This is a genomic window from Aestuariispira insulae (assembly GCF_003385955.1).
GTDB classification, from domain to species: Bacteria; Pseudomonadota; Alphaproteobacteria; order UBA8366; family Aestuariispiraceae; genus Aestuariispira; species Aestuariispira insulae.
On record NZ_QRDW01000004.1, the window covers coordinates 55,467 to 76,314 of the forward strand.

Here is a 20,848-nt window from a genome sequence, read left to right on the forward strand (position 1 = left end):
AAAAGGTGGAGACTCTCTGGGCGATCAGACTGCCTGAAACCGTTCTTCCCGGGGGGTGACTCCAAATTTCAGGCGATAGCTTTTGGTGAAATGGGACAGGGATGTGAAGCCGCAGGCAATGGCGACTTCTATGATCGGTATGCCGGTCCGGATCAGCAGGGTCCGGGCCTTGGAAAGTCGTAGGTTACGGTAAAATTCGGCCGGTGACTGGCCGGTATGGGTTTTGAACCGTCGCTCCAGCTGACGCCTGGACATGAAAATCCGGGTGGCAATATCATCCAGAGGCAGCGCCTCTTCCAGATTCTGTTCCATGATCTTGATCCCGGCCAGCACACGCTCGCATTTCACATGCAGTCGCTGCTGTTCGAGGCGCTGCTGTTCATCGGAGGAAGAGCGCACCCGCTCATGCTGGAACTGGTTGGAAACTTGGGAACAAAGTGTGCTGCCGTAATCTTCCAGGATCAGGTTTAACATCATATCCAGGGTTGCCGAACATCCCGAGCAGGTCATCCGGTCCCTGTCCTGTTCGAACAGGGCACCGGTCCAGTCGACCGCGGGATATTGCTCCACGGCGGCGGGGGCGTCTTCCCAATGGGTGGTGGCACGATAACCATTGAGCAGGCCGGCATCAGCCAACAGGAAGGCACCGGTGCTGATCCCCCCAAGGACCGTGCCATAGGCTTTCAACGACCGCAGCCAGCCATAGGCCTTTTCCGGCACATCAAGGGGGGTGAAACCGGCCACGACAAACAGGATTTTTGGTATGCTGCCCTCTTCAATATCGGCATCCACGGGAATGGAGATGCCGCTGCTGGACCGGACAGGAAGGCCATCGGAGGAATAGAGGCACCATTCATAGAGCGGTTTCCCACTGAGCCTGTTGGCTTCGCGCAGCGGTTCAACCGCGGAAGAGAGCGAAAGAATGGAAAAACCCGGGACCAGAAGGAAACCGACCCGGCATTCCCAATCCAATTTGTTCTCTGGAATGATCTCACTTGGCATCAAACCACCCTCATAAAGTACAGGTTAAAATACATATCATGCGTATGATCCCGCCGTTTAGGGCTTTTTGGCGCATTCTTCATTCAATTTACGACCATTTGGCCCATTCTGTTGCCCGGTCCGGCATGCTTGGCCCTAGGGGGCTTGATCATAGAATGGCAGGTTAAAGATTGATGGCGGGTTGATTGATCAGTATTTTAAAAAAATTCAGTATAATGGAAATGATGTTCTGGCGGTGATAAAATGAACAAAGAGCTCAAGCTTCCCAATGTGCCGGATTTGGGCGGGGCACTCCAGGTGCTCCGCAAGGAGCGAAAGCTGACCCTTGAGCAGTTGGCCAGCCGCAGCGGTGTCTCCAAATCTATGCTGTCGCAAATTGAGCGCGGAAAAGTGAACCCCACTTTTGCTGTATTATGGAACCTGACCTTTGCCATGGGGGTGGATATTGCCGATTTGGTTGAGGGTGGCAAAGGCGCTGGCCGCAAGCAGGTAATAGAGCATCTGAAAGATTATTCGACCCCGGAAATCAGAAGCCGTGACGGGAAATGTGTCCTGAAAATCCTCAGTCCGGCCCGCACAATCCTGCCTATGGAATGGTATGAGGTCACCATGGAACCAGGTGGCCGTCTGGATACGGTGCCACAGCCGGAAGGCACCTGGGAGCATATCACGGTGCAGGAAGGACAGATTTTGCTCACTCTGTCCGACCGGGTCATGGAGGTTCAGGAAGGAGATACCATACGATTCGGGCCGACGGTTGCACATGAGATTGAAAACAGGGGCAAAAAAACCGTTAAGGCGTTGATGGTCATGGCGCTGCCCAGCCAGTATCAGGGTAAATCCTGACAAAAAAACACATCGCCGTCATTTTCCCTATTGACGCAGGATATTAAATTAAATTCCATTATATTGAAATTTTGGAATGCGGATCTCTGATATCTGGGAGTGCAGGCGATGACAGTGGCCGGAAACAGACGGCCCCGCAGAAGGGGTAACGCGCGCGAAGCCGTGACGGGCTGCGGTGTGAAACAGTTGCCGTGGCAAAACCTGGAACATACCAGACCCTTTATTGAAGTCCTATCGGCCGATGAATTGGAAAATATCCATCTGGCATCCCTGAGGGTGCTGGAGGAAATCGGGGTTAATTTCCTGCTGCCTGAGGCCCGTCGTCTCTTGAAGGAAGCCGGTGCCGACGTGGATGAGGGCAGCGGCCGTGTCCGGTTCGACCGGAGCATGGTGATGGATCATCTGGCCAAGGCTCCGGCGGAATTCACCCTTCATGCCCGCAACCCGGAACGGAACTTGCGCATTGGCGGCAATCATCTCAATTTCTGCACAGTTGCCAGCGCGCCCAATGCCTCGGATCTGACCGGCGGCCGTCGGCGTGGCAATCAAGAGGATTTCCGCAACTTCCTGAAACTGGGGCAGTATTTTAACATCATCCATCTTTATGGCGGGTATCCGGTGGAACCGGTGGATCTGCCGCCCTCTACCCGTCATCTGGATTGCCTGTCCGATTTCGTGAAGCTGAGCGACAAAGTGTTTCATGCCTATTCCCTGGGGCGCGAACGCAATTTGGACGGACTGGAGATCACCCGTATTGCGCGTGGCATTTCCGTAGAGATATTGCAGGCGGAGCCAAGTCTTTTCACCATTATCAATGCCAACTCCCCGCTGACCATGGATGAACCGATGCTGCAGGGTATCATTGAGATGTCCAGCCGCAATCAGGTGGTGGTGCTGACGCCCTTTACCTTGGCCGGTGCGATGGCGCCGATCACCCTGGCTGGGGCTGTCACCCAGCAGAATGCGGAAGCCCTGGCGGGGATCGTCTTCACCCAGGTGGTCCGGGCGGGGGCACCGGTCGTTTATGGCGGTTTCACGTCCAATGTGGATATGAAAACCGGATCGCCCGCCTTTGGCACACCCGAATATGTGAAAGCGGCCCAGATCAGCGGCCAGCTGGCCAGGCGCTATCAACTCCCATTCCGCTCTTCAAATGTGAATGCGTCGAACTGTGTCGATGCCCAGGCGGCCAGTGAATCTCAAATGGCGCTGTTCGGGGCCATCATGGGCGGCACCAATTTCCTCATGCATGGGGCAGGCTGGCTGGAAGGTGGGCTCTGTGCCTCTTTTGAGAAATTCATCCTCGACGTGGATCTGTTACAGCAGGTCGCGGAATATATGAAACCGGTGGCAACCGATCCTGACAGTCTGGCTCTTGACGCCATGCGCGAGGTGGGGCCTGGTGGCCACTATTTCGGCACCGCCCATACCCAGGAACGCTATTCGGATGCGTTTTATGCGCCGTTGGTCGCCGATTGGCGGAATTTTGAGACCTGGTGCGAGGCCGGGGCCAAGGACACGGCCCAGCGCGCTCATGAAATCTACCGGCAGGTCTTGGAGGACTACCAGGCCCCACCCCTGGATCCGGCAGTAGAAGAGGAATTGGATGCCTTTGTGGCAAAGCGCAAAGAAGAGGGAGGGGCACCGTCCAACTTCTAATGGCGGTCCCCGTATTCGGGAGACAGTAGATTATGAAAACCCATACTCAGGTTGTTGTTATCGGCGGCGGCGTGGTCGGTTGTTCGGTGCTCTATCATCTGACCAAGCTTGGTTGGAAAGATGTGGTTCTGGTGGAGCGGTCGGAACTGACCTCCGGCTCCACCTGGCATGCGGCGGGTGGGTTCCATACCCTCAATGGAGATCCCAATGTGGCCAAGCTGCAGTCCTATACCATTGATTTATATAAAGAGATCGAGGAAAAATCTGGTCAGTCTTGTGGATTGCATTTGACCGGTGGGGTCATGCTGGCCGGGACAAGGGAGCGTATGGATTTCCTGCGCCTGGCCCAGGCGAAAGGCCGCTATCTGGGGATGGATGATTTGCAGCTGATCACTGCGGATGAGGCGGCGGCAATCTTCCCGCTGATGGATAAGAAGCATTTCGAAGGCGCACTCTATGATCCGATTGAGGGGCATCTTGATCCCAGCGGCACCACACATGCCTATGCCAAGGCGGCCAAGGTCAATGGGGCTGAGATCTATCTGCGCAACAAGGTGGAGGAGCTGGTCCAGCGTCCGGATGGCAGTTGGGATGTGATCACCGAGAAGGGCACGATCCATGCCGAGCATGTGGTCAATGCCGGCGGCCTTTGGGCTCGCGAGGTCGGCCGCATGGTCGGGATCGAGCTGCCGGTATTGGCAATGGAACATATGTATCTCCTGACCGAGGATATGCCGGAGGTGGCGGCGATCAACAAAGACACCGGCAAGGAAGTGCCGCACTGCATTGACTTTGAAGGAGAGCTCTATCTCCGCCAGGAACGCGGAGGCATGTTGATGGGAACCTATGAACGTGCCGGGGTGCCCTGGTCGGAAAAGACCACTCCCTGGGATTTCGGTCATGAACTGCTGCAGCCCGATATCGATCGGATTGCGCCATCTCTGGAGGTCGGGTTCAAACATTTTCCCGCCTTCGCCCAGGCCGGTATCAAACAGATCATCAACGGCCCCTTCACTTTTGCGCCTGACGGCAATCCATTGGTTGGGCCAGTAAGGGGCCTGCAGAACTATTGGTCGGCCTGCGGGGTGATGGCCGGTTTCAGCCAGGGCGGCGGCGTGGGCCTGGCCCTGGCCAACTGGATGATCAACGGCGATCCGGGCTTTGATGTTTGGGGTATGGATGTGGCGCGTTATGGCGACTGGACGACCATGGCTTATACAAATGCCAAGGTTCGCGAGAATTATTCAAGGCGTTTTCGGATCGCTTTCCCCAATGAAACCCTGCCGGCAGGGCGGCCGCTGCGTATGACCTCGATTTATGACCGGCTGAAGGAGAAGGGCGCGGTATTTGCCGATTCCTGCGGAATTGAAAGCGCTATGTGGTTTGCGCCGGACGGGACGGAAGCTGTGGAGCAAGTCAGTTTTCACCGGTCCAACGCCTTTGATGCCGTGGCGGCGGAATGCCGGGCGGTGCGTGAAAAGGTGGGACTGTTCGAAATTTCCGGTTTCGCCAAATATGAAGTCACCGGGCTTGAGGCGGAAGGTTGGCTGAACCATATGCTGGCCAACACAATGCCTGCAATAGGCCGCATGGTTTTGGCACCTATGTTGAACCGGGAGGGTAAGCTTATTGGTGATTTCACCGTAGCGAAGGTGGCACAGGGGCATTTCCTTATCTTTGGAACCGGTGTTGCAGAAGACTACCATATGCGCTGGTTTGAGGAGCATTTGCCGGAAACCGGCGTTCAAATCCGCTGTCTGGGGCTGGATCTGGTCGGGCTTTCGCTCTCAGGGCCCAAATCGCGGGATCTGATGACCACTGTTGCGGGCGGCGATGTCAGTGCCGAGGCTTTTAAATTCATGGATTTTGCGAAGATGGATGTGGGCATGATTCCGGCTTATGTGGGGCGTGTCAGCTTTACCGGTGATCTGGGGTTTGAAATATGGGTGAAAGCTGACTATTTGACGGCGCTCTATGACCTGCTGACGGCCAAGGGCGAGGATTTTGGTCTCACCCTGTTTGGCAGCCGGGCTCTGCGCTCGCTCAGCCTGGAAAAGGCCTTTGGTTCCTGGGCAACTGAATATCGGCCGATCTATGGCCCTTATGAAGCGGCCATGGGGCGGTTTGTGAACCTGAATAAAGGCGATTTTATCGGACGGGATGCGGCTGTCCGGGAAAAGGAAGAGGGGCCGACAAGAAAACTGGTCCTGATGGATGTTGCCGCGACGGACGCGGATGTTCTTGGGGATGAACCAATCTGGCATCGGGGGGAGGTTATTGGCTGGGTGACTTCCGGTGGATACGCCCATTATCTGAAAAAATCGCTGGCGCTTGGATATGTGCCAACGGCGCTTTCAGGTGAATATGGAGCCGGAGAATTCAGCATCGAAATTCTTGGCCGGGAATGTTCTGCTACAATTTTACCGGAGGCTCCCTTCGACCCCAAAGGGGAAAGAATGCGCGGCTGAACAAGAACCGGGCAGTCTTATAGGCTGCCCGCCTTTTCACGTAAGGCGTATTTCTGGATCTTGCCGGTGGAAGTCTTTGGGATTTCGGTGAAAATCACATGGCGCGGGCATTTGAAATGGGCCAGCCGTTCACGGCAGAATGCGATGATCTCGTTTTCGTCAATAGTTACGCCCGATCTCAGCTCAATAAAGGCACAAGGCGTTTCCCCCCATTTTTCATCCGGTTTTGCGACCACGGCGGCGGTTAGAATATCGGGATGATCATAAAGGACATTCTCGATTTCGATTGATGATATGTTTTCCCCACCCGATATGATGATATCCTTGGACCGGTCCATGATCTGCACATAGCCGTCTGGATGCATGACGGCCAGGTCGCCGGTATGAAACCAGCCGCCTGAAAAAGCCGTTTCGGTTGCTGCTTTATCCTTCAGATAACCTTTCATCATGATGTTACCGCGCATCATGATCTCGCCAATGGTTTTGCCATCGGTCGGAACAGGTTCCATCGTCTTAGGATCTGCGACATAAAGATCTTCCTGCACCTCGTAAGGCACCCCCTGGCGGGCCTTTTTGGCCGCCCGTTCCGCCGGGGGCAGGGAGTCCCATTCAGGGTGCCAGCTGCAGATTACCGCAGGGCCATATACTTCCGTCAGGCCGTAAACATGGGTGACGTCAATGCCGAGTTCTTCCAGTGCGCTCATCACCGAGGCGGGGGGCGGCGCTGCGGCCGTCATCATGGAAACTTTCTGGCTGAACCGCGTTTTCTGATCTGCTGCGGCGCTGATCAGCATGCTCATGACAATCGGCGCCCCGCAGAAATGCGTAACCTGGTGCTCCTCAATTGCCGCGAGGATATTGTTGCCGTCAACCTTACGCAGGCAGACATGTGTGCCGCCAAGCGCAGTGATCGTCCAGGGAAAGCACCAGCCATTGCAATGGAACATAGGCAACGTCCATAGATAGACCGGAAAATGGGGCATGGGCCAGGTAACGGCATTGCCCATGGCATTCAGATAAGCTCCCCGGTGGGAGTAGACGACACCCTTCGGGTTGCCGGTGGTGCCGGAGGTATAGTTCAACGCTAGGGCGTTTTCTTCATCATCGGGCATGTGCCAAGGAAAGTTGGGATCTCCCTTGGAAATGAGGGTTTCATAATCTGTTTCACCAAAGGGTGCTCTTGCAGGGCCTTCATTATCTTGGATATCAATGATGGTCGGAGGATTTTCCAGGTTGCTCACCGCTTCCCTGGCCAAGTCGGAAAACTCGCTGTCCACTAGGAAGAGTTTTGCCTCCCCATGTCTAAGCATATAACTGAGGGCATTGGCATCAAGACGGGTATTGAGGGAATTGAGGACCGCCCCGCACATTGGAATGGCAAAATGCGCCTCCAGAAATTCCGGAATATTGGCGGCGATGATTGCAACGGTATCTCCTTTGCCAATACCCAAATCAGTCAGGCTGGAGGCCAGTCTCACGCATCTCTCATAGGTTTCGCGCCACGTACGGCGGAGGGAGCCATGAATGACGGCCAATCGGTTGGGATAGACCTTGGCAGTGCGCCGGATCAGGGAGAGCGGGCTTAACGGGACATGATTGACGGAATTTCGGCCTAGATCATTTTCGTAAATTGTCATGCCGTCCTCGCTGTTACCATTTATTCGTCCGATGATGGCGAATTTTAGGGATAATATAAAACCAAAACTGAATTGTGCTATATATTGCGGTGACTTGTTGGGACGCTTTTATGATGTGCCAGTTCATTCGTGGAGTTACCTATTGTTAATCAAAGCGGTCTAAGATGCGGGATGAGGGTTGGGTTAAACTGATTAAATTTGAAGGGTCCAGGATGTATTACGACGCGGATGATGAAAACGGTGCTAAAGCTGTAAAGCTATACGGGGAGCTTACGTTCAACGACCATGGCAGCTTTAACGATTTGATTGAGGAACTCTCGACGGGCGGTACGTCAAACATTTCATGTGACCTTAGCGGGCTTGAATTTATCGATTCCTCCGGCCTGGGTCTTTTGCTTCTGCTTACGGATCGGGCAAAGAAAAACGGTTGGACCCTGACCTTTTTGAAACCGCAGGGTCAGGTAGCCAAGATGTTGAAATATACCGAAATCAGCAAACAGCTCGCGCTGGAAGAATAACGTTTCGATGAATGATCCATTGGAAGAGGATTTCCTGATCGATGATGAGGACGGTGCCGGAACGGATGCCGTATCAGATGGGGTTTGGAAAATTCTTGTGGTGGATGACGAGATTAATGTGATTTCGGCGACTAAGCTGGCGTTGAATGATTTCGTTTTTGAAGGGCGCCGCCTCGAATTTTTAAGCGCGACTTCCGGGCGTGAGGCCCGCGAGATTCTCAGTCGCGAGAATGACATTGCCCTGGTTCTGCTTGATGTGACGATGGAAAGCGAACATGAGGGGCTGGATGTCGCCCGATGGATTAGGGAAGTTCTTGAAAACCAGGAAGTCAGGATTGTATTGCGCACTGGACAGCCGGGCCAGGCTCCGGAGCGAGAAGTCGTGATTAAATATGATATCAACGACTACAAGGAAAAGACCGACTTAAGCTATCGTAAGATGTTTACCATGATGGTGTCGGTGCTGCGCTCTTATCGAGACTTGGTTAACCTGAGGCAATATCAAGAAAAATTGGAAGATCTGGTGGAAAACCAGACCCGTGGCTTAAAATCTGAGATTGAGATGCGGCAGGCAAAGGAGCATCAGTTGCTGGAAGCGGAGCAGCAGTTGATGATTAAAAACGCGAAACTGGAAAGTGCGTTAAAACAACAAAAGGAAATGACCAACGCACTGCGCCAGTTTGTTTCCGTCACCAGCCATGAAATCCGAACGCCGGTCGCGATCATCGACGGCCTGGTTCAAAGGTTGATCCGGAATGTAGGGCAAAGCTCTACCGATTATGCCGTAAAAAAATATGATCAGATCCGCAGCGCGATTGCCCGGTTGGAAGAATGTCTGGAACTGTTGCATGCCGGGGCTGCGCTTGATGGGGATATGCTGGACTTTCATCCAGTGGATCTGGACCTCAAGGCGGAACTGACCCGGCTGGTTTCCAAATTCGCCGACATGGATAGTGATCGAGAACTGAAATTAGATATAGATGGTCTGCCGGACCATATCAGCGCAGATCGTGAGGCATTGAACCACATTGTCTCCAACCTGATTTCCAATGCTCTGAAATACTCACCGGACGGCAAGCCCGTAGAGATTTCCGGTCGCAGCGATGAAAATGCCATCATAATTTCCGTGCGCGATCATGGGATCGGAATTGAAGATAATGATCAGGGGAATATTTTTCGGCAATTTTACCGAGGCAGCAATGTTTCCGGGATAAGCGGCACCGGCCTTGGGCTCTACCTGGTCCGGAAACTGGCGCAAAAGCACAAGGGGGATGTGTCGGTCAAAAGTACAAAGGGGAAGGGCAGTGTTTTTTCCGTGCGTCTCCCCCTGAAACGCTGATGAGGAAAATCTGATGCCGAGGATCTTGGTTGCGGAAGATGAAGAAATTCTTCGCGATATCCTGGCCGAAGAATTGGTTGATTCCGGTTTTGAGGTCATTATGGCCGAAAACGGCCAGCAGGCGCTTGAACTGGCTAAGCAAAATAGTCCGGATTTGATCCTGTCTGATTTCTCCATGCCGGTAATGGATGGCGCGGAACTGGTTAAGGCTTTGCAACAGGAAGGCAGCGGGCTTTCGACAGTGCCAGTCATCATGCTGACGGCTATGTCCGACAAGAGAACCGAGCTGACATTGCGCTCTGCCGGCGCAATCAATTTTCTTAAAAAACCATGTGATTTCAAGATCCTGATTGCAGCGATCAATAGTCAGCTTGGGCTGCATAAGAATATCCAAAAGCATTTCCGCGATCGTGTGAACGAATTTTTTGTCCTGCAATCGGAGAACAATGCCGATGTCGACAAGGATGAGTTCTTAACAGACCTGGCCGGGCGCCATCAAAGATTTCTGAAGTTGGCGAGTTTGCCGCGCAAGCTCACCCCTTTTCTGGAAGAGGCGCATTTTCGTTTTCAGAGCCCGAAAGAGGCTTCAAGTGTCGCGGTTTTTCTTTCCCATGGGTTTGAAGACCCTGAGACAGCAGGGATTGGGCTGGTGGAGCTGTTTTACAATGCAATTGAACATGGCAATCTCGGTATTGATTTCGGTCTGAAAACCAAATTGTTGGCCGATGGTATATGGCATCAGGAGATTGAGCGGCGTCTGCACAGTTCGCCCTTTAACCAAAGATGGGTGACCGTGGATTATCGTAAAAAAGACGGTCAGGCCCTTGTGGTCATATCTGATGAAGGTGAGGGGTTTGATTGGAAGCCCTTTCTGGAAGGGGGCATACAGCAATCCGAAGAGCGGCATGGGCGAGGGATTGCGATTGCGGTCAATATGGCCTTCAAGGAGCTGAGTTATAATGAAATCGGTAACAGCGTGACCATATTAGGTTGAAAGCGACCAGCCCGGCAGAGGTTTAGGTCCCCAGAGCGCAGATCTTCCAGTTTTGGTCGTTATTTCCATTGAAGAAGCGTGATCCTCTCTCTAGTCTCGAAATCGTTCCCAATAGGGGGCAGCTTATTCTCAGGGCAGGGTGCAATTCCTGACCGGCGGTATTCCGGATTTGAGCCGGAGAGCCCGCGAGCGCCTGATGCATTTTGCAACAGGGTCAGCAGATCCGGTGAGAGGCCGGAGCCGACGGTAATAGTCCGGATGGTAGAGAATGGGTTTTTAGGAACCGGGCTTTATGGCCTGGTCCTGCCAATTGTCATGTGACGATTCTGTTACGGACGACTCTCCAAAATGCCCTGATTCTGGTTAACGATAGGTATGGAGTACCAACCATGAGTCAGATCGCAGAAAACCAATCCCTTCTTGATCAGTTCGGTGATCCATTCACACGCGTGGAACTGGCCCTTGAAGCCCTGCGTGCGGGCCGGGGTGTTTTGGTTGTGGATGACGAAGACCGGGAAAATGAAGGCGATATCATTTTTGCCGCAGATAGCCTGACCGAGGCGCAAATGGCTGTGCTTATCCGGGAATGCAGTGGCATTGTCTGTCTTTGCCTGACAGATGAAACCGCCAGCCGTTTGCAACTTCCGCCAATGGTGGAACATAACGACAGCTCCATGGGGACTGCTTTCACTGTCACCATTGAGGCCAAAAAGGGGGTGACGACCGGTGTTTCAGCTGCAGATCGGGTCACCACCGTAAAAACCGCGATCGCTGCTGATTGCCGTCCGGATGACCTGGCAAGGCCGGGCCATGTGTTTCCGTTGCGGGCACAGGCCGGCGGTGTTTTGACACGGCGCGGGCATACCGAAGCCACCATTGATTTGGTGGCCATGGCCGGGCGTACACCAGCAGGTGTCTTGTGTGAGTTAACCAACCCAGATGGCACCATGGCCCGCCTGCCGGAGATCGTTCAGTTCGGGAAAACCCATGAAATGCCCGTCGTTTCGATCGAAGATCTGGTTTCATTTCGCCTCAGCCAACAGAAAATGGCCGTGTGATCATCGGGTTGCGCCGGCATCCTCTATTATTGAGGATGCCGGCGCGATTGATAAAACTCACAATATTTTAGGGATTTATTGAGATAACCTGGAATAGGATCAAAGGGGCAAACTCCCGCCGGATTGGCGTTAGAAATGGTTGCAGGGTATAGAAAAACAGGAACCGCATGACGGGACTGAGGAAAATCAAGGTGTCGACCGGCATAGATTGGGTCGAAGTCCCGGAAGTCGGACTTCGGATGCTATGCGGCTGCCCGGCGGATAGTGTCAAACATTTGATGCGCCGTGGCCTGATCGTGCCGACCGAAAAGGACGGTGTGGAATTTGAGACCGGCCCCAATGTGATCCTTCTGTCCGATACCATGATCCAGAAGGGAAATTTCTGCAACATGGGAGAATTCCCGGTTCTGCAGATGCTCTACCGCCAGGGCATGATTTTGCCAGGGCATCCGAATAACAAGGGTGTGAAGCCCTTATTGATCGGTTCGCGCGAGCAGGTTACCGCGCAGATGGAATATATCTATCGAGGTAACTACGGCTTGATTTCAAAAGAAGAAATCATGGCTACTGGCATTTCACCCAAACTGGCCCACGACCTGATGCGGTTGAAACTGCGCTTTGCCTTTGGAGAAATCCGAAGCCCGCGCGACCTGCTGGACAATCAGTTTATCGGTACCCGAAAGGTTGAGATCCGCGACGGCGTGATGATTGAAAGGCTGGAGAATAACATATTTGAAGTCAGTTACTTAGAAGACAAGGTTCAGGTGAACCTGAATCTGAAAAGTGATGAAAAATATGAAACCGCCTATCCGCTGGACCATCACAAGGTCAAGCGTGAGGCCTTCTCCGTCGTGCATTCCGGCAATGGCGATGGTTGGGATGTTAACCGACCGTCCATGTCGAGTGTGATCATTTATCAGGGCAAGGTCTATCTGGTGGATGCGGGCCCGAATATGCGTGAGATTCTGATTGCTCTGGGCATCGGCATCAACGAAGTGGAAGGCATCTTCCAGACCCATTCCCATGATGATCATTTTGCCGGGCTGCTATCCTTTATCCGGTCGGATCACAAGGTGAAGTTTTTTGCGACGCCGATGGTGCGGGCGTCGGTGACCAAGAAAATCGCGGCTTTGATGTCCATGGCGGAAGGACGCTTTACAACTTTCTTCCATGTCCATGATTTGGAAATGGGCGACTGGAACGAAATTGACGGGCTGGAAGTCATGCCGATACTCTCGCCCCATCCGGTTGAAACCACAGTCTTCAAATTCCGGGCTTTGGGCCGGAACGGTTACAAGACCTATGCACATTTTGCTGATATCGCCTCTTTCAAGGTTTTGGAGGCTATGGTGACCGATGATCCCGATGCGCCGGGAATTTCTGCGAAAATGCTGAAGAAAGTAAAGGCGGATTATCTGACCCCGGCGACCTTGAAAAAGCTGGATATCGGTGGCGGGATGATCCACGGCAATGCCTTGGATTTCACCGATGATCAGTCGGATAAGATTATCCTGTCCCACACGGCGCTTCCTTTGACACCCGAACAGCGGCGGATCGGTTCAGGGGCTTCTTTTGGCACAAGAGACTCGCTTCTGGAAACCAGGTCTAACTATGTCCGGCAATTTGCGGACTCGTTTCTGCGCGGTTACCTGCCGGACGCGCCCGATCATATGGTCAACACGTTGCTGAACCATGATATCGTGACCTTCATTCCTGAGACGATTTTGCTCAAAGAGGGGCAGCGGATTGAGAATATCTATCTCCTGCTGACAGGGAATGTTGAGGTGATCTTTTCCAGTGACGATATTGCCCATCCAATGTCGGCGGGATCTCTGGTCGGTGAAATCTCCGGCTTGCATCAGGTACCGACCATGGGTACCTACCGGGCTCTTAGCTTTGTCGAAGCCCTTGAAATTCCATGCGATCTGTATCTGGATCTTGTGAAGAAAAATAATCTGTTCGAATCGATATCGACCCTAATGGAAGGTCGAGAATTCATGCGCGAAACCTGGCTGTTGGGAGAAGCTTTAAGCTATGCGGTTCAAAACCGGGTAGCCGCGACTCTGGAACTGATGGATTTGAAGCAAGGCCAGGTGATCGAGGTGGATGAAACCACGCCGCTGACAATTCTACGATCCGGACGGGCCCGGCTGACATGCGCGGGCGAGGATATTGCTGAAATCCGCAAAGGTGATTTCTTCGGCGAGGATCAGGCGGTTTTCAAAGCACCTGAAACCTATCAGTTCATTGTCGAGGAAGATATCGTCGCCTACAGGATACCCGCCAGAATCCTGGCCGATATTCCAATCATCCAATGGAAACTGTATGAAACGTTCCTTCAAAGGCTTGAAAAAGCCTTGGACTGTCAGAAAAAGTTCCACAAGAAGGCCCTGGAGACTACCGCAGCGTCTGCGGGGAGCCGCGCCCGGCATTCCAACAAAAAAGCCGCTGGGTAAGATTATATAAACTGGCCGGCACAATGGCCGGATGACCAGGCCCATTGGAAATTGTATCCGCCCAGATGACCCGTCACATCAACAACTTCGCCGATGAAAAACAAACCGGGTATTTTGCGGGACTCGAAAGTCTTGGATGATAATTCCTTTGTGTCGACTCCACCAAGGGTCACTTCTGCCGTCCGATAGCCTTCATCGCCGCATGGCTTGATCGACCAATCATTCACCTGGCCGGCAAGGGCGCGCAGTTTCTTATCCGGCGTTTCGGCCAAGACCTGGCTGCAATTGTGCATTTCTGCAAATTTCTGTGCCAATCGTTTTGGCAGGGTTTCTGCCAGTATCGTCTGTGGGGACTGTTTTGGATTGGATTCCTTTGCAATCTTAAAACGCTGGAACATATCTATGTCCGGGGCGAGATTGATGGTGATGGCTTCTCCCGGACGCCAATAGGACGAGATTTGCAAAATGACCGGACCGCTTAAGCCGCGATGGGTGAAGAGCAGGGCCTCACGGAAGGACTTTTTGTTACAACTCGCGACAGCCTCGGTGGCGACACCGGAAAGGCCGTTTGTTTGATCCAAGAGGTCTTCACCGAAACGCAAAGGGACAAGACCGGCCCTGGTATCAACCACATCCAGGCCGAACTGACTGGCAATATCATAACCGAATCCCGTGGCACCCATCTTGGGAATTGATTTTCCGCCGGTTGCAATGACCAGGCTTTCCGACGCCAACCTTCCCAGGTTGGTCTGAAGGAGGAAGCCAGTATCTGTCTTCTCGACATTCATGACGCTGTGCTCCAGGCGGATCTCTACGGATCCGTTCCGGCATTCTTTGAGCAGCATATTGATGATTTGTTGCGAGGAACCGTCGCAAAACAGCTGGCCCAACGTTTTTTCATGATAGGCAATGCCATGGTTTTGAACCATGTCGATGAAATCCCACTGGGTATAGCGTTTCAGGGCGGAAACGCAAAAATGGGGATTACCGGACAGGAATTTGTCTGGGGCCGCATTCAAATTAGTGAAGTTGCAGCGGCCACCGCCCGAGATTCTGATCTTCTCACCGGCTTTCTTGGCATGGTCCAGCAACAGGACCTTCCTGCCGCGCTGGCCCGCAGTTGCGGCGCAGAACAGACCGGCTGCACCAGCGCCGACGATGATTGTATGGAATTGTTCCAAGGTTTTTCCGGTCTATTTAAAGTTACTGGCTGGACAGGCTTATAAGGATTTTTGCGTAAGAGGTCACGAGTAAAGCGCATCGGGGAGTTTCCATTTGTTTTAGGGTCGAGGTAATAAAATGTCCTGTATTGGTGGAATTAAGAAATTATTCCTGACCAAATAGTCAGATTCATCTTGACCATATGATCAACATAGGTCAGACTTTCCTCATAAGTAGAAAATTCGCCCTTCATGCCAAATGGACAACAGGCATGATTCACAAGCAAGAGGCGAGACGAACGGGATCGAGGCGCAAGACAGAGGGCAAAAGCTCCGGATCGCACCTCCATAAGTGAAAATTCTCAGGCACCCGCATTGGTTGGTGTCGTCGGGATCGCTTTTCCCAAATTTCGTCTGGTCTCCACGCTGGGGGCATATCAGGATCTGGCTAAAGACGGCCTTTGGGAGACGACAATGACGACCAAGCGCATGGGATTGAGCGGCAAACCGGAAACGGCGGCGGAAATGGCCGCCCGCTTTGATGATTTGCATCCGCCCTATAATGAAATGATGGCGATGACCGAGAGTAATCGCTGCCTTTATTGCTATGATGCACCTTGCACCACTGCCTGCCCAACCAGCATTGATATTCCGGCATTCATCCGGAAGATTTCGACCGGCAACCCCAACGGCGCGGCAAAGACGATTCTGGAAGAAAACATCCTCGGTGGTACCTGCGCACGTGTCTGTCCAACGGAAACCCTGTGCGAACAGGCCTGCGTCTGCAATGAGTTGGAGGGCGGGCCGGTCCCGATTGGCCGGTTGCAGCGTTACGCGGTTGATCATTTCATGGAGGCGGACAAGCCGCACCCGTTTGGCCGGAAACCCTCGAGCGGCAAAACGGTTGCGGTTGTCGGGGCCGGGCCTGCGGGCCTGGCCTGCGCGCATCGCCTGGCGATGTTAGGCCATGATGCGGTTGTTTTTGAGGCTAAGGCGAAGGCGGGGGGGCTGAATGAATATGGTCTTGCCGCCTATAAAATGACCAATGATTTTGCCCAGAAGGAAGTGGATTTCTTATTGGAGATTGGTGGTATCACCATCCAGTACGAACAACGCCTTGGCGACAATCTGCTGCTTGCCGATCTGAGCCGGGATTATGATGCTGTCTTTATCGGTATTGGTCTTGGCGATGTGAATGATTTGGGGCTGGAAGGCGAAGACAAGGACGGCATTCACAGCGCGATCGACTTCATTGAAGAAATTCGTCAGGCACCGGACAAGCGCGATGTCGCGGTCGGTGACAATGTGATCGTGATTGGTGGCGGTAATACGGCCATTGATGCCGCGGTTCAGGCAAAACGGCTGGGGGCCGGTGAGGTCACCCTGGTCTACCGTCGCGGAGCCGAACAGATGGGGGCAACGGATTTTGAACAGGACCTGGCCAAACTGAATGATGTCATCGTGCGCTATTGGTCCATGCCATCCGGCATCAAGGGCAATGGCAAGGTTGAGAGCATGGTCTTTGAAAAGGCCGAGCTGGATGGTGGTAAACTGATGGGCACAGGAGAGACCTATGAGGTCAAAGCCGACATGGTTTTGAAAGCTGTTGGCCAGAAACTATTGCCTTCCGGATTGGATGGTATTGAGCTCAATCGGGGTAAACTGGTGCTTGATGAAAAATTCCAAACCACGATGGGCGGGGTATTTGCTGGTGGTGATGCGGTTGCCTCGGGCGAAGATCTAACGGTTCAGGCGGTTGAGGACGGCAAGCAGGCCGCCCATGCGATCGACCAATATCTGTCCGGTATGTGAGAGAAGGGGATTAGAGACTATGGCTGATTTGAAATGCACCATCGCCGGTATTGAGAGCATCAACCCCTTCTGGCTGGCCTCTGCACCGCCCACGGACAAGAAATACAATGTTGTCCGTGCGTTTGAAGCTGGTTGGGGCGGTGTTGTCTGGAAGACCCTTGGGATTGATCCGCCGGTGATCAATGTTTCCAGTCGCTACGGCGTGCATCATGACCATAAGCGCCGGGTCATGGGGATCAATAATATCGAGCTGATCACCGACAGGCCGCTGGAGGTGAACCTTCAGGAAATCCGGGAAGTGCGCGAGGAATGGCCGGATCGGGTGATCATCGGTTCCATCATGGCGCCGGTCGAAAAACACTATTGGCAGGATCTGGCCCGTCAGGTGGCGGATGCTGGTGTTCATGGGCTGGAATTGAACCTTGGCTGTCCGCACGGCATGTGTGAACGCGGCATGGGATCCGCCATCGGGCAGGTGCCGGAAATGGTGGAACAGGTGACCCGATGGGTGAAAGAGGCTGTCGACATTCCCGTCTTCACCAAACTGACTCCCAATATCACCAATATTCTCTGGTCTGCGGAAGCAGCTTATAAAGGCGGCGCGGATGCGGTCTCGCTGATCAACACAGTCAATTCCATCATCTCGGTCGATCTGGATCAGATGGCTCCGACACCGACTGTGGATGGTGTCGGCACCCATGGCGGCTATTGCGGATCGGCGGTCAAGCCGATCGCGCTGAACATGGTGGCCGAGATCGCCAAGAGCCCGGATACCGGCAATATGCATATCTCCGGCATCGGCGGTATCACCGACTGGAAAGACGCGGTTGAATTCATGACCCTGGGGTCGAATGCGGTCCAAGTCTGCACTGCGGCCATGGTTTATGGCTTCCGCATTGTTGAAGACCTGATCGACGGCATGTCCGACTGGATGGATGAAAAGGGTTATACATCCGTCGCCGAATTCACCGGGGCTGCCGTTCCGCAGGTCAAGGACTGGAACGAGCTGAATATGAACTATGACATCAAAGCGGTGATCGACCCGGATCAGTGCATTGAATGCGGGCGCTGCCATATTGCCTGTGAAGACACTTCCCATCAGGCGATCTTGATGAAAACCAGGGAAGACGGCGGCAAGCTGTTTGAGGTGGTGGATGATGAATGTGTGGGCTGTAACCTCTGCCTGCATGTCTGCCCGGTGGAAGGTTGTATCAGCATGAAAGAAGTGAGTGCGGGCAAACCGGCTCTCACCTGGCCGGAACATCCGCTTAATCCGATGAAACAGGCGGCAGAATAGGGAAGGGCAAAATCATGACCGTACAAGCAAAGTCAAGGAACCTGCGCATCAATGGACAGCGCCTTTGGGACAGCCTGATGGAAATGGCCAAGATCGGGGCGACGGAAAAAGGCGGTGTCTGCCGCCTGGCCCTGACTGATGTAGATAAGGAGGGCCGCGATCTTTTCGTTAAATGGTGCGAGGATGCAGGATGCACCATCCGTACTGACAAGATGGGGAATATCTTTGCCCGGCGTGCCGGCCGCAATAATGACCTGCCGCCGATCCTAACCGGCAGCCATCTGGATAGCCAGCCGACCGGCGGCCGCTTTGACGGGGTCTATGGCGTGCTGGCCGGTCTGGAGGTGGTGCGCGCGTTGAATGATGCGGGCTATGAAACGGAAGCCCCGGTGGAGGTGGCCGTTTGGACCAATGAAGAAGGCTCGCGCTTCCCGCCAGCCATGGTTTCTTCGGGCGTTTTTGCTAAGGTGTTTGACCTGGAATATGGTCTCAGCCGGGCTGATGTCGATGGCAAGACCATGGGGGAAGAGATCAAGCGCATCGGCTATGACGGCCCCGATGAGCCGACCATTGACGGTCATCCGGTCGGTGCCTATTTCGAAGCTCATATCGAGCAGGGACCGATACTCGAGGATGAGGAAAAGACCATTGGCGTTGTGACTGATGCCCAGGGCCAGCGCTGGTATGAAATTACCTTAACAGGGGTGGAGGCCCATGCCGGGCCGACCCCGATGAATTTGCGCAAAGATGCATTGTTGGGGGCGGCCCGGATTGTCGATGCGGTCAATCGAATCGGCATGGCGAACCAGCCCTATGCCTGTGCGACAGTCGGGATGATGCAGGTTCATCCCAATTCCAGGAATGTGATCCCGGGCCAAGTTTTCCTGACCGTTGATTTCCGCCATCCCGATGATGAGATCCTGGCTAAAATGGATGGGCAATTGCGTGAAGCGGTCGAGGATATCCGTGACGAAATCGGGCTGGAGATGGATTTTGAACAGATCTGGTATTATGCACCGATTAAATTTGAAGCATCCTGTGTCCAGGCTGTCCGCGACGGGGTGGAGATCATGGGCTACAGCAACCGGGACATGGTTTCCGGCGCAGGCCATGATGCCTGTTATCTCTCCAAAGTCACGCCGACAGGCATGATCTTCATCCCCTGTGTCGACGGGATCAGCCACAACGAGATCGAGGATGCGACACCCGAATGGGTAGAAGCCGGCGGCCAGGTGCTGCTGCAGGCGATGATCGCCAAGGCAGATGAAACAATACTCAATATTTCAAAAGGATAGAGGCAACCCCGACTGGGACCTGCGGGACTATCCCGCGGTCCCGTTTTTCCCGGTTTGAGGGAATGGAGATCGGTTGTAATATTGTTGACCGTTTGGTCAGTAGGGGTGTAACCTGATTCACAAGGTCCATCTGTGAAAAATGAAACCGGTGCGGGTTGCACAAGCAAATAGACACCGGAAAAGGGCCTGCAAGAACAGGATGAAAGGGAAGATTTGATAGGGAGTGCGTTTAAGCCTCCATATTCCTCTCAGCATCCAAGAGTATCCGGGGAGAGCAGGCGGATATCGTCCGCATCCCCGCAGTATCAAGAAGTTTTTCGCGGGCTTGATTGCCCGAACCGTTTTCCTTTGCCTGCCTGATTGTGCAGGCCTGTTTTGGGGAGAGTTCGCTTATGACGATGTTGCGCGGCGGTCTGATACAAATGGGGTTGAAAGGGGATACGGCGGACAGTCCGGAAAAAATCCGCGATGCGATGCTGGAGGCTCATTTGCCGCTGGTTGAAGAGGCTGGCCGCAAAGGCGTCCAAGTGCTCTGTTTCCAGGAAGTCTTCACCCAGCCTTATTTCTGCCCCAGCCAGGACAGCAAATGGTATGCGGCTGCGGAACAAATTCCCGACGGTGTTACGACCCAGATCATGTGCGAGATGGCTAAGAAACATAACATGGTCATTGTGGTGCCGATCTATGAGGAAGACATCACCGGGGTCTATTACAACACAGCTGCCGTGATTGACGCGGATGGCCGATATCTTGGTAAATACCGCAAAACCCATATCCCGCAGGTTGCCGGTTTCTGGGAGAAATTCTTCTTTAAGCCCGGTGCATCAGATTGGCCGGTCTTCGAGACCGCCTATTGCAAATTGGGTGTCTATATCTGTTACGACCGCCATTTTCCGGAAGGCTGGCGAGCGCTGGCGCTGAACGGGGCGGAATATATCGTCAATCCGTCAGCCACTGTCGCTGGCGTTTCCGAATATCTCTGGAAGCTGGAACAACCGGCGTCGGCGGCGGCCAATGGGGTCTATATCGGCGCGATCAACCGGGTTGGGCGCGAACAGCCCTGGGACATTGGTGAGTTTTACGGCCAGAGCTATTTCGTCAACCCGCGCGGCCAGATTGAAGCGATCGCAAGTCGCGACAAGGATGAGCTGATCGTCCATGACATGGATATGGACATGATCAAGGAAGTTCGTAACAGCTGGCAGTTTTTCAGGGATCGGAGGCCGGATACTTACGGGCCGCTGACCGGACTGTGACAAATTTGAGAATCGTATAACAGTTTCAATCGTTTCTGGCCGGTTGCTCTA

The 20,848-nt window shown here is 53.5% G+C and carries 15 protein-coding genes and 1 riboswitch; of the genes, 12 read left to right on the top strand and 3 right to left on the bottom strand.

Going from position 1 to position 20,848, the window contains the following annotated elements; genetic code table 11:
* Positions 1-24 precede the first annotated feature (24 nt).
* Positions 25-1,002 carry a GlxA family transcriptional regulator gene (locus tag DFP90_RS11175; protein ID WP_115936579.1) on the bottom strand — a complete coding sequence of 326 codons (978 nt, stop codon included), beginning with the start codon at positions 1,000-1,002 and terminating at the stop codon, positions 25-27.
* 243 nt (positions 1,003-1,245) lie between these two features.
* Between DFP90_RS11175 and DFP90_RS11180 the strand changes: the two genes are divergently transcribed.
* The 3 genes from DFP90_RS11180 to DFP90_RS11190 all read left to right on the top strand — a co-directional run bounded on the left by DFP90_RS11180 (position 1,246) and on the right by DFP90_RS11190 (position 5,975).
* A complete protein-coding gene (locus DFP90_RS11180) occupies positions 1,246-1,848 on the top strand; it encodes a helix-turn-helix domain-containing protein (protein ID WP_115936580.1) in 603 nt (200 codons plus the stop codon).
* Positions 1,849-1,956: 108 nt separating this feature from the next.
* Positions 1,957-3,507: a trimethylamine methyltransferase family protein gene (locus DFP90_RS11185; protein ID WP_115936581.1), complete on the top strand. Its 1,551-nt coding sequence runs from the start codon at positions 1,957-1,959 to the stop codon at positions 3,505-3,507.
* A gap of 32 nt (positions 3,508-3,539) precedes the next feature.
* Complete coding sequence (locus tag DFP90_RS11190; protein ID WP_115936582.1) at positions 3,540-5,975, top strand: GcvT family protein; 2,436 nt, start codon at positions 3,540-3,542, stop codon at positions 5,973-5,975.
* Between the two features lie 17 nt (positions 5,976-5,992).
* Here DFP90_RS11190 and DFP90_RS11195 read toward each other — a convergent pair whose 3' ends face one another.
* Complete coding sequence (locus DFP90_RS11195; protein ID WP_115936583.1) at positions 5,993-7,612, bottom strand: acyl-CoA synthetase; 1,620 nt, start codon at positions 7,610-7,612, stop codon at positions 5,993-5,995.
* 212 nt (positions 7,613-7,824) lie between these two features.
* Between DFP90_RS11195 and DFP90_RS11200 the strand changes: the two genes are divergently transcribed.
* The 5 genes from DFP90_RS11200 to DFP90_RS11220 all read left to right on the top strand — a co-directional run bounded on the left by DFP90_RS11200 (position 7,825) and on the right by DFP90_RS11220 (position 13,977).
* Entirely contained in the window at positions 7,825-8,130 is a 306-nt protein-coding gene (locus DFP90_RS11200; protein WP_181905307.1) for an STAS domain-containing protein, read from the top strand.
* 7 nt (positions 8,131-8,137) lie between these two features.
* Entirely contained in the window at positions 8,138-9,469 is a 1,332-nt protein-coding gene (locus DFP90_RS11205) for an ATP-binding response regulator (protein ID WP_115936585.1), read from the top strand.
* Between the two features lie 13 nt (positions 9,470-9,482).
* Positions 9,483-10,463 (top strand): response regulator, encoded by a 981-nt coding sequence (locus DFP90_RS11210; RefSeq protein WP_115936586.1) that lies wholly within the window; start codon positions 9,483-9,485, stop codon positions 10,461-10,463.
* A 121-nt stretch (positions 10,464-10,584) separates the two neighbouring features.
* Positions 10,585-10,737, top strand: a riboswitch (FMN riboswitch).
* Positions 10,738-10,852: 115 nt separating this feature from the next.
* On the top strand, positions 10,853-11,521 hold the full coding sequence (gene ribB / locus DFP90_RS11215) for a 3,4-dihydroxy-2-butanone-4-phosphate synthase (protein ID WP_115936587.1): 669 nt from the start codon (positions 10,853-10,855) through the stop codon (positions 11,519-11,521).
* Between the two features lie 167 nt (positions 11,522-11,688).
* A complete protein-coding gene (locus DFP90_RS11220) occupies positions 11,689-13,977 on the top strand; it encodes a cyclic nucleotide-binding domain-containing protein (RefSeq protein WP_115936588.1) in 2,289 nt (762 codons plus the stop codon).
* 2 nt (positions 13,978-13,979) lie between these two features.
* Here the strand turns inward: DFP90_RS11220 and DFP90_RS11225 are convergent, their stop codons facing one another.
* Positions 13,980-15,158: a BaiN/RdsA family NAD(P)/FAD-dependent oxidoreductase gene (locus DFP90_RS11225; protein WP_115936589.1), complete on the bottom strand. Its 1,179-nt coding sequence runs from the start codon at positions 15,156-15,158 to the stop codon at positions 13,980-13,982.
* 453 nt (positions 15,159-15,611) lie between these two features.
* On the opposite strand from DFP90_RS11225, the gene DFP90_RS11230 reads away from it, so the two are divergent.
* The 4 genes from DFP90_RS11230 to DFP90_RS11245 all read left to right on the top strand — a co-directional run bounded on the left by DFP90_RS11230 (position 15,612) and on the right by DFP90_RS11245 (position 20,797).
* A complete protein-coding gene (locus tag DFP90_RS11230; protein WP_115936868.1) occupies positions 15,612-16,949 on the top strand; it encodes an FAD-dependent oxidoreductase in 1,338 nt (445 codons plus the stop codon).
* 19 nt (positions 16,950-16,968) lie between these two features.
* Positions 16,969-18,246 carry an NAD-dependent dihydropyrimidine dehydrogenase subunit PreA gene (gene preA / locus DFP90_RS11235; RefSeq protein WP_115936590.1) on the top strand — a complete coding sequence of 426 codons (1,278 nt, stop codon included), beginning with the start codon at positions 16,969-16,971 and terminating at the stop codon, positions 18,244-18,246.
* A 14-nt stretch (positions 18,247-18,260) separates the two neighbouring features.
* Positions 18,261-19,541, top strand: coding sequence for a Zn-dependent hydrolase (locus DFP90_RS11240; RefSeq protein ID WP_115936591.1), 1,281 nt, complete (start codon positions 18,261-18,263; stop codon positions 19,539-19,541).
* Between the two features lie 392 nt (positions 19,542-19,933).
* Positions 19,934-20,797, top strand: a complete 864-nt coding sequence (locus DFP90_RS11245; RefSeq protein ID WP_115936869.1) for a nitrilase-related carbon-nitrogen hydrolase — start codon at positions 19,934-19,936, stop codon at positions 20,795-20,797.
* The last annotated feature ends 51 nt before the right edge of the window (positions 20,798-20,848 follow it).